This is a genomic window from Streptomyces sp. NPDC059679 (genome assembly GCF_042734105.1).
Lineage (GTDB): Bacteria > Actinomycetota > Actinomycetes > Streptomycetales > Streptomycetaceae > Streptomyces.
Genome location: NZ_JBHWES010000024.1, coordinates 44,112 through 53,948, shown reverse-complemented (window position 1 = coordinate 53,948; position 9,837 = coordinate 44,112). Strand labels below are relative to the sequence as shown.

4 protein-coding genes and 3 pseudogenes are annotated in these 9,837 nt (G+C 68.9%); 3 read left to right on the top strand and 4 right to left on the bottom strand.

All coding sequences use genetic code 11. The features are described from left to right. The 3 genes and pseudogenes from ACFV2X_RS24900 to ACFV2X_RS24890 all read right to left on the bottom strand — a co-directional run. A pseudogene (locus ACFV2X_RS24900) lies at positions 1 to 1,486 on the bottom strand (hypothetical protein); the annotation flags it as partial. Between the two features lie 738 nt (positions 1,487 to 2,224). Continuing rightward, on the bottom strand, positions 2,225 to 3,667 hold the full coding sequence (locus ACFV2X_RS24895; protein ID WP_385620124.1) for a helix-turn-helix domain-containing protein: 1,443 nt from the start codon (positions 3,665 to 3,667) through the stop codon (positions 2,225 to 2,227). A gap of 396 nt (positions 3,668 to 4,063) precedes the next feature. Further along, a complete protein-coding gene (locus ACFV2X_RS24890; RefSeq protein ID WP_385620121.1) occupies positions 4,064 to 5,110 on the bottom strand; it encodes an integrase in 1,047 nt (348 codons plus the stop codon). A gap of 273 nt (positions 5,111 to 5,383) precedes the next feature. Between ACFV2X_RS24890 and ACFV2X_RS24885 the strand changes: the two are divergent. Then, positions 5,384 to 5,476, top strand: a pseudogene (locus ACFV2X_RS24885) (transposase); the annotation flags it as partial. Positions 5,477 to 5,576: 100 nt separating this feature from the next. Here the strand turns inward: ACFV2X_RS24885 and ACFV2X_RS24880 are convergent. Then, positions 5,577 to 5,739 (bottom strand): annotated as a pseudogene (locus tag ACFV2X_RS24880) (transposase); the annotation flags it as partial. A 127-nt stretch (positions 5,740 to 5,866) separates the two neighbouring features. Here ACFV2X_RS24880 and ACFV2X_RS24875 point away from each other — a divergent pair. Together ACFV2X_RS24875 and ACFV2X_RS24870 are read left to right on the top strand one after the other, a co-directional pair. Continuing rightward, a complete protein-coding gene (locus ACFV2X_RS24875; RefSeq protein ID WP_385620118.1) occupies positions 5,867 to 6,145 on the top strand; it encodes a hypothetical protein in 279 nt (92 codons plus the stop codon). Positions 6,146 to 6,239: 94 nt separating this feature from the next. Beyond that, positions 6,240 to 9,623: an NACHT domain-containing protein gene (locus tag ACFV2X_RS24870; protein WP_385620116.1), complete on the top strand. Its 3,384-nt coding sequence runs from the start codon at positions 6,240 to 6,242 to the stop codon at positions 9,621 to 9,623. Positions 9,624 to 9,837 lie beyond the last annotated feature (214 nt).

Here is a 9,837-nt window from a genome sequence, read left to right as displayed (position 1 = left end):
CCGTGCGGGCCTGCTGGTAGAGCGGGTCCGCGTTGGACTCCTTGGCCTTCTTCGTCGACTCCGCGATCGCCTTGGCGTTCTGCTTGCGCAGCTTGTCGGTACGCTCGGTGACGCAGGTGTCATACCCGCCGCACTCGGTACGGGCCTGCTGGTAGAACGGGTCCGCGTTGGACTTGTCGGCGACCGCTTTCGCGGTGTCGAGCGCCTCTTGAGACTTGATCAGCTCAGGAGCGACTTTGCGGACGGTGCCCTGCGCGTATTCCTTGGAGGTGTCGAAGCCGCGGGCGATCTGCCCGATCGGGCCGTCGTCTTTGATCTCGTTGTAGTCGTCGGTGATCCGCTTCGCCAGAGCCGGGTCCTTGCGTGCCTGCTCCAGCACCTTCTGGTTCTCGCGGCCCAGATAGATTTGGTATTCATCGCCGGCGCCCTCGCCGATGACCCCGGCAATTTCAGTGCCGATGCCGGTGCTCGTGCTGCCCCGGTACCCGGTCTTCGGCATCTTGGGACCGCTCCACCCCTTCCACGGCGCCGTGGGCCTGGTGGCGGTTGTGCTGCTGGTTGTCTTCGGCGTGGTCGTCGGGCTGGTGGCGTTCGTGCCCTTGGTCCCCTTCGGCGTGGCCGTCGGGCCGACGGGGGTTGTGCTCTTGCTCCCCTTGGCCTCCGTGGTTCGCTTCGGCGTGGTCGAGGTGGCCTTCGGGTCGGAGGCGACTGGTCCCGTCGGGGGCTTCTTCGGGTCGCGCGGTGTCGTACGCGTCCCGCCACTGTCGCCGTCGTCGTCCGGCGGTCCCTGGAGCCGGCGGCGGTCGGCCTCGGCCTGGGCCAGGTTCGCACGGGCCGTCTCCAACTGCCGCAGCTTCTCCCGGCGGTCCGGCCGGGACTTCTTCGTCGCTTCCTCAAGGGTGCTGATCTTGGTCTTGAGGTCGCCGATCTTCGTGTCGAGGCCCTGGATCTTCGCCTCGACGCTTTCCGCGTCCGGCTGGGTCGCCTTGACCTTCCGGTACCGCTTGTCCACGTCCTTGGCCTGCCTGCGGGCTACGTCCCGGTCCTTCTCGGCCTCCTCCCGCTCGGCGGGAGTCTGAGCCCGGTCGATCTTCTGGTTCAGATCGTGGATCTTGTCCCCGGCACCGGTGACCTGCCGCCGCAGCCCGTCGGGAGTGTCCTGCGACCGCCGGTGGAATTCCTGTGCATCCTGCACAAAATTCGGCACATCGTCCTTGAGTGAGAAGCTGGTCTTGCCCTTCTCCATCCACTGAAAGACGCGCTTGGTGGCGATCTGCCGGAGCAGCTTCCACTTGTAGTACGGGTCGTGAGGGTCCAGCGCGTCCGAGACCCAGGACTCGTACATCTGCCACTGCCACTTGTTCCAGCGGCTGGGCTCATCGGAGGAGTCCGAGGTCGGCGTCGGCGGGGGCGGCGCGGCCGACGCCGACGCCGTCGGTCCGATCAAGGCGAAGCCGACTGCGGCGATGACGGCTACCAGAGCCACCCGCAAGGACACCGGCCAGCGGCGGGGCTCACGGGCCGGCCACCAGCCAGCCGCCCTCCTGCGGTGGGAACCGGCCTGACGCAAAGAGACGTTCACGGGATTCCTCCTGAGACAAAGCGGGCGGGGCACCGGGCGGCCGATCCCGCCACAGCTTCGAGTTCCGGCTTCACTCCGCGGTCCTGGACTGCTGGAGGAAGCACTCGCACCGGGTGCCGTCGAACGGGCTGCGGAGCGGTACGAGAAGCGTCGCGGGCCACTGACCCCCGCACAACGGATCAAGGCGTCCGGGACCGTCCGGATCCGTCTGGGACCGTCCCAGCCCAGGTCAACACCCTGATCAGACACTCCCGGACGCCCGGCCGAACCCCACCACCGACGTCAGCGGTCACGCCCCCGATTGCGCTGCAGCGGCGAACCGGGGGCATCAGACCACGGGTCGACGTCGCCCTGCTGCCTGAGCCGTTGGAGACGCCGCACACCGAGTGGGCGTGTCGGCCGATCGGCCAGCGTGACAATCTGTTTGTTCATCAACCGATCGGTTCATGGACAGGTCAGGGCCGCCGGGCGAATTGCCTGGCGGCCCTGTTGAGTCGTGTTCAGGAAGGGTGTTCAGCTGGCGTCCGCTTGAGACGGGCCCACCGCGCCCTTGAAGCGTTGCCCATGTGCTCACCGGATGGTCGGGAGGAGGTGGCCGGGCCGCTGGCGGCGCAGAACCTGCTCGAGCTCGCCGCGCGGCGTCTACCCATCGATGACCAGGTCACCCAGTCTGATCTTGGCGTCGATTGCCAGGTAGGGGTGGCACTGCGGGCAGAGACGGACCCTGTACTTGATTCCCTGCTTCCTGGCTTCCCGCTTGGTCATCCCCATCGTGGTCGTCAGCCACTGTTCATCGTGGCTGGACATGACAGCCTCGCAGTCTCGGAGATGCAGCATAGGGCGTCGCCATGCCTGGCGCTCCATATGCCACTGGGCAACTGGTAGTCCGGCATCACGAAGAGCTTGCCGATCTTCTCTGGGCCGGGCTGCCGCGAAGAAAGCCAGAAACTCCAGTTGCCGGCTCTCAGAGCGTTGTGCGAAAGCCACCGCGAGTCGCAGGATCGTGTCGACGGGGCTGAGCCGGCCCACTATGGGAAGCAGTGAATCGCCGAGCGGCGCCGGATGAACGCTGATCTGGAAACCGCCAGTGCCGTAGTCGTCGCCGGGCCTGTCCGCTGTTGTCAATGCCAAGCGCCGCAGGTGCGGCCCTGAGCAATTTACTGCGGCTGCTTCCAGCAGTTTCGCCACATCGACCCGACGTCCAGCGTCTTCAAGCGCACCGTGCAGTCGGGCAACGACCGCCGGATCGTGGCCTTGGGCGACGTCGGCGAGGAGACCGTCTGCCTCTTCGTCCCGATCGGCATCGCGCAGGTGGTCCAGCTCCTCGACGATCTCCTTGGCATCCAATCTTGTTGGGTCGAACTTCCGGCGCTGCTCCGGAAGTTTTTCACCGTGCTCCCGCTGATCCAGTGCGCGCTGGGTTTCGGCAGCCATCTCCTCCGCGTGCTGGGCATCGCGCTGCTGGAGTTGAAGTAGGGCACCGGTCTGGGAGACCAGGTCTTCCAGCTCGGCGACCCGCTGCAGTGCGCTGTCTCGCTCCGCCTCCAACCGGCGTATCTGCTCGTCGCGATCTGCCACACCGGCCTGTCGAAGCCGTGCAATCTCCTCCTCGGCACGGCGTCGGTGCTCACGTTCGTCTTGCATCTCGGCCTGCAGCGCGGCGAGGGAGCGGGCGGTTCCCGCCTGCTGCTCGTGCAGCTTCTCCTGAAGTTCCGCGACCTCGTACGCACGGGCGGACAGCAAGCTTTTCGACCGAGCGGCTGCATACAGCAGGGCCCGACTCTCCCGAGCCGCCTTGTCAACGGAGTACTCGGCATTCCGGCTGGCGAATAGCTGATGGAGGCGGGTGAGAAGCTGCGGTTGCGGCAGATCCTCACCCGACAGGTAGCGCGACAGTCGAGTGGCATCCACGCCGAGCGCCGTGGCCAGATCTGAGGAGGTCATCTCGCTGCGTTCGCGCAGGGCCCGCAGATGCTCAGCGAAAGCTCTCTGCTCTTCTCCAAGATCATCCCTGAGCGGTGACAACGGTGGCAGATGCCCCCGCGGCATCGGCACGACAGTTCGCTCCGCTTGCTCTTCGGTCACTGTTCCTTCCCGATTGCGCGGCCCGCAAGATGCGCGAGACACCGCAAGTTGGTCTTGCTCCCTGCCGCAACGTGCCTGCAGAGATGTGGAGTTGACACTAGCCGGACCGTCCGGTGGAGAGGAGACCACGATGTCTACCGCACCCATCCCGCAGCACTATGAGCTCAACGCGCGTCCGCGTCGATTGGGGGAGCTCGAGGAACCCCATCGGCGGTACCGACGCCGGGCCAAGGTGCTGCTGTGGCGTGCAGCGCTCGGTGCCGCTTACGCAATAGGCACGAGCGTGGTCACGATCGCTGCGCACTGGATCATCACCTCGGTCTAATCGAGCGGCGAGGAGGGAGGATCGATTGCCCGGCTGATCCCCCTCCTCACGCTCACGCACAAGGGATCCCGCTACAGCACGCCGAGCAGGGCATTGCTCCCACTGGTCGACGACTTCGAGGTAGCCGGCGAGGACCTTGGAGTGGGGGCCCAGCCGCCCTGCTTGGCGATGACGATCTGGTCGTGGCCGCTCAGTCGGGAGGCGGTGGCCAGTCCGCGGCGAGGGCTGTGGCCGGTGAAGCGGATCTCGATCCCGACCCGTTCGCCGGCGCGGGTGACGATTTCGCCGACGGACTCGGGCTGCAGTCTGCTCTCCATGACGGTGTGCCACCGGTTGTGCAGGCGGCGCCATGCGTAGGCGTCCGGGTCGGTGAGGCCGGCCGCCTCCTTCCACGCCTGCCAGGCCCGGACCGGGCAGATCGAGGGCCGGGAGCCGTACGGGACCGGGACGACGCGGGGGCGGACCTTGGACACGCGCAGGTCGGCCTGGATCCCGGCGGGGGTCTCGGCGTAGTCACGGACCCGGCTGAAAGCGAGTTCGTGCTCGCGGCCGGCAACGGCGAAGTGCATGAGGACCAGGGCGCGGTCGCGGATGCCCATGAGGTTGTCCGGGCAGGCGGCGCTGATCTTCACCAGGTGCTCGACGAGCAGCGGCGGGGCCTGGCCCCGGCCACGGGTCTCCCCGCTGGCTTCCATCTCCTTCACCAGCTGTTTGAGCCGGTTGCGGGCGAGGCGGGCGACGCCGTCCTCCAGCCGCACGCCGTGCTCGGCGCGGGCGGACACGACGGTGCCGGAGAGGCGGCGGTCGATGGTCGACGGTGCGGTGCACGTCCCCTTCCTCCCGCCGGGCTGGGTCCACAGCCACTCGACGAACATCACCAGCGTGCCCGGGGTGACGGCGAACACGGGCACCCCGGAGGCGGCGCAGAACTTCGCCCAGCTCGCCCAGTCCTGGGCGTAGGCGTCACGAGTGGACTCCGGGCGGCCGTCCGCGACCGTGCGCACAGCCTGGCGGTCGATGTGCTCCAGCGCGGCCCGGGTCGCAGTGTCGTACGCCTCCGGCCGGGCCGGCACGGCCGGGATAACGACCGGCTCGACCGCATTCTGACCATCTGACATGAGCCGCCCCGTTCATGGGATCTGAGCGCTTCCATGGAGCCCGGATATAGGGAGTTATCCGGGCTGCACACCGCGTCACAGCGTTGGGCAGGGCACCGGAGAGGGGTCGGTCGCCTGGGTCAGCGTGGGCGCCAGGTGCGCCCTCGAGATAGATGATCTCGGCGTCGGGGCGGATGCGTCCGGTCTCTACCAGCCATTGGTGCACGGCTGCGGTGACATCGCCGTCGGCCGCGCGTGGAGGACCGGCAGGTCATCAGGGGGATGGGCTAAAAGATCCGGACGGGGATCTCCTGGCGTGACCTGCCGGAACGCTACGGGCCAAGGAAGACGGTGTACACCCGCTTCCGCCATTACGCCCTGGACGGTGTGTTCACCCGGGCCTTGCAGCAAATCCAGGCCCGGGCTGACGCGACCGGTGACATCTCACGAACTGCCGCAGGTTCTGCTCGTTGCCGTCCGGAAGTCACATGGCCATGGCCTGGATCGACTTGCGGCGGCCGTCCAGCATCAGTCCCCGCAGGTAGCAGTCACTCTTGGCCCGCTGGTCCTTCCGGCGGCACCGAGGCGAACACATCCGCCACAAACAGCGCCAACTTCGCCCGAAAACGATTCACTTCATGTGCATCCACACACTCAACATGCTCCCGAACAGACCCGACGGGAAGACCTAACGGAGTTCTACCAGAGCCTGTCTTCGGGGTAGTTGCCCTACGCTCGATACACGAAGCGTGTCCAGGCAAGCGCGAAGAGGTGTCCATGGAACCGATAGCGCCGGGTTTGACCGCCCTCACCGCCACGGTCGGCAGCGCGGAACGCGCCGCGCGCGCCGAGCGGTTGGCGCATGCGCTGGTCGAGCGGGCTCGGCGGGATTCCGCGTTGGCCGATGCGCTGCGGGCCTGGCGGCAGGATGCCCTCGACGCGATTCGGACCGGGTCCGGTGAGGTGCACGACGAGGTCTCCGGCGGCCGGCAGCAGACCGTCATCCAGGCCCGCGACATCCACGGCGACATCAGCCTCGGCAACCACGGCGGATAGGTGCCAGGTGACGGGGCACAGGCAGCACTCGGGGGACACGCACAACACCACTAGCGGTAAACAGCAGGGCCTTCTCATCCAGGCGCGCGACATCATGAACCTCTACATTCAGCCGCACGTGGCGGTGGGCGTACGGGGGCTGGTCGCGGGCTTCGGGCTGTATCTCCTCGCCGTACGGCCCGAGTTGCCGCTTCCCCGCAGCCACGACCCGGGCCCGGTGCGGCTCGGGTGGCTGCTGCTGGCCCTGACCGTGGCGTCCGCCGTTGCCGCACGTGTGCTGGCCGCGCGGCGCAGCAGGCGTGACCGGGCCTGGCAGTCGCCGGAGCATCTCCAGCAGGTCGCCGACGGTCTCGCCGAGGTGCTGCGGCGGCAGTACGCCCGAGACGAGCGGCTGATGCACATCGCGGAACCCCACCCCATCGAGGTGGAGTGGACGCCCGCAGGCGACAAGCCGCACGCCTCCATCGCCGAGTACTTCGAAGGCACCCCCGACAGGCGGCTCATCGTCCTCGGCGGTGCGGGCGCGGGCAAGACGGTGCTGGCCCTGCGGCTCGCCTCCGAACTGCTGGCCGACCGTGCCCCGAACCCGCCGCGTCCCGTCCCCCTCGTGGTGTCCCTCGCGTCCTGGAACCCGCGCCGGGGACTGGCCCAGTGGCTGGCCCGGCAGCTGGCCGCCGACTGTCCCCAGGTGTGCACGCCCCTGCCTGGGGCCCGCCCCTACGACGTCGCCCTCCACCTCCTGCGCTCCACCGACCGCGTCCTGCTGGTCCTCGACGGATTCGATGAACTCCCGCGAGCACGCCGCAAGGACGCCCTGCGCCAGCTCGGTGAGAGCCTGCGTGGACGCCCGTTCGTCCTTACCAGCCGCGCGGACGAATATCGCGAGCACGCACCCGACCCGAGCGTGTTCACCCGCACGGAGATCGTCCTCCAGAGCCTCACGGACGACGCCGTGGGCACGTACCTCAACCCCTCGGGCTCGGACCGCTCCCCCTGGGCACCGGTCCTGGAGCGTTTACGCGACGCCCGTGACGTGTCCGCTGAGACGGTACGGCTGCGTGAGGTGCTGCGCGTTCCGCTCATGGCCGGACTGGCCCGGGTCGCCTACGGGTGGGACGGCAACGATCCCCGGGAACTGCTGTCCCGGGGCCGGTTCACCGAAGAGGGCGCCCTGGAACGGCACTTGTACGACGCCTTCCTCGACACCGCCTACAGCGCCTCCCACGACGTACGCGCCGAACACGGCGGCTGGGAGCCCGGCGAGGCGCGCCGGTGGGTGGGCTTCCTCGCCGCTCGCATGAAGGCCGCCAATGAGCAGGACTTCGCGTGGTGGCGGCTGCAGGAGGAGATGCCGTGGCCGGTGCGGGGGCTGTGTCTGGCTCCCGCGTATCTGCTGCTGGTTCTGCTGGTGATGCGGACCGGAGTGGGGGCCGCGTGGTGGGGTGCGTGGCTGTCGGTGTGGGCCGCGTTCGCGCTGGCGTGCCTGCTCACGCTCTACGGGTTCGCCGCCGACCTCGACGACGAGCGCCCCTCCCCGTGGCGGTTCGCCCGGCCCACGGGGACACAGGTGCGTACGGCGCTGCGGGCACGGAAGGTGCGGGTGGTGGCCGCGACCTCGGTGCTCACCGCCGGGGCAGCCGTCGCCGCGGCAGTGGCCCACTGGTGGGCGGTGGCGGGCTGTTGTGCGCTCGTCCTCGGGGCCCAGCTGCAACCGGTCGTGTCCGCCGTGTGGCGGTTCGCCGATCCGGCGGTGGGCCTGTCCCCGAGAGAGGTGCTCCGGGCCGACCGGCGCGTGGTGCTCACTCTGGGCTGGCTGGCGCCGCTTCGGCTCTGGAAGGGCGAGTGGGCGGGGTCGCTGGTTCCGCTGGCCCTACCCCCGATCGTGTTCGTCGCCTGGCAGTGGACCGACCGCAGCCCGCACGCCGCCACCCTGCGCGACTGGGCGTTCGCCGTGGCCGCCACCCTGCTCGCCTCGTGGCTGTACGCTGCCGGATTCTCGGCCTGGGGCCGGTACAACACGGCCCGCGTCTGGCTCGCGGTCACCGGCCGGCTCCCCTTGCGCCTCACGGCATTCCTCGAGGACGCGCATGCCCGAGGGGTGCTGCGGCAGGCCGGGGGCGTGTACCGCTTCCGGCACGTCGAGCTGCGGGACCGTCTCGCGGAGACCTACGACACCGGCGAGCCCGGTGTCCGTGCTCCGCTGCGGGCGCCGCTCGCGCTCTCCGCCTCCGGGTTCGGTATCCTCGCGATGCTCGTCCTCTTCTTCAGTGCCATGGCCGCCGAGCCGCCGCCGGACCCGGTCGCCTTCGCCCCCGAGGCGTGTTCGCTGCTGGACGACCACGAGATGCGGCAGGTCATGACCGACGGCACGAAGTCGGGCCGTACGAAGACGCGCACCGTCACGCTGCCGGGCCTGTGGCCGGCCGTCCCGGGCGGCAATGTGTGCGTCGCTTCCGAACAGTCCCCGTTCGCGCCGGACGTGGAGATCGGGATCGCCGCCGGGGGCTGGAAGTCGAACAAGGACTTCAACGCAGTCCGGTACGCCACCGAGCAGTTCCGCACCATCGGGAAGAAACCCCTCGCCAAGGGGGAGCGGCGGCTGGCAGGGCTCGGCGACGAAGCCGCCGAACTCGTCAAGAAGGACGGGTTCGGGATGTCGGCCATGGAGACCGAGCCCTGGCAAACGATGGTGCGGGTACGGGTCGGCAACGTTCTGTTCGTCGTCACCTACGCCGAGGAGTTCGCCGGCCGCGAGCGCACCAGGGAGATCGCGGAGATCCTGATGCGTGACTTCCTGCGGCGCGCGGACCTGGACGACTCCGGTGGCGGGCACGGGACGGGGACGCTGACGGCGAGCCGGCGCCGACTGGCCGACGTTCCGCGCGCCGAGGTCCCGAAGCAGGGCACCCGGCTGGCCAAGTACACCCACATCCCGGGGCAGTCCGTCTACGGGGCGACCTGGAAGGAGAAGGAGCGGTCGTACCTGTGGGCAAGTTGGCGCCTGCCGTTCGCCTTCCGCGCGCCCAAGCCGTTGTTCTGCCACACCGGCGGCAACGGCGATCTCCTCACGTACGAGTGCGGGCGCAGCGCCACGGCGACGGCGGCCGCACTGGTGCCCGACATCAAGATCCGGATCGCGTCCAACCTCGGCTGCGGGGCCTCCTGCCACGAACGGGACGCCGATGCCTACGAGCGCGCCCTCCTGAAGTACGGCAATCCGCGGTGGACGAGCGTCCCGTTGTCCCCCGAGCGCGGTACGGCCGCCTACGCGCAGGAGACGAAGACGGTCGACCAGGAGCAGCGCTACGCCATGTATCTGCGCCGGAGTTTCGTCTGGCATAGCAAGGGCAGGCAGCTGACCTGGCGGATGTGGGTGAAGGTGGACGTGCCGGAGAAGGACAGGGACCTGGCCCAGAAGGTGGTGAACGACATCTTCACCCAGTCCGGCGGGCGGGGCCGGGCCCCGGTCGTCAGCTGAAGACGATCACCGAGCCCTGGGCCAGGCTGCGGGTTGTTGCCGTGTGCAGGCCCAGCCAGACATGGCGCTCGCGGGCGAAGGGGCTGGGGCCGTAGAGGGCGGGAGCGCCGGCTGCGCGGCCGAGGTCGCCTCACGCCACTCCCCCACTCGCGGGCTCTGGCCTGCACAAAAGCGACAGGATCTACAGGGTCCCTACCAGCATGCTCGGCAACCG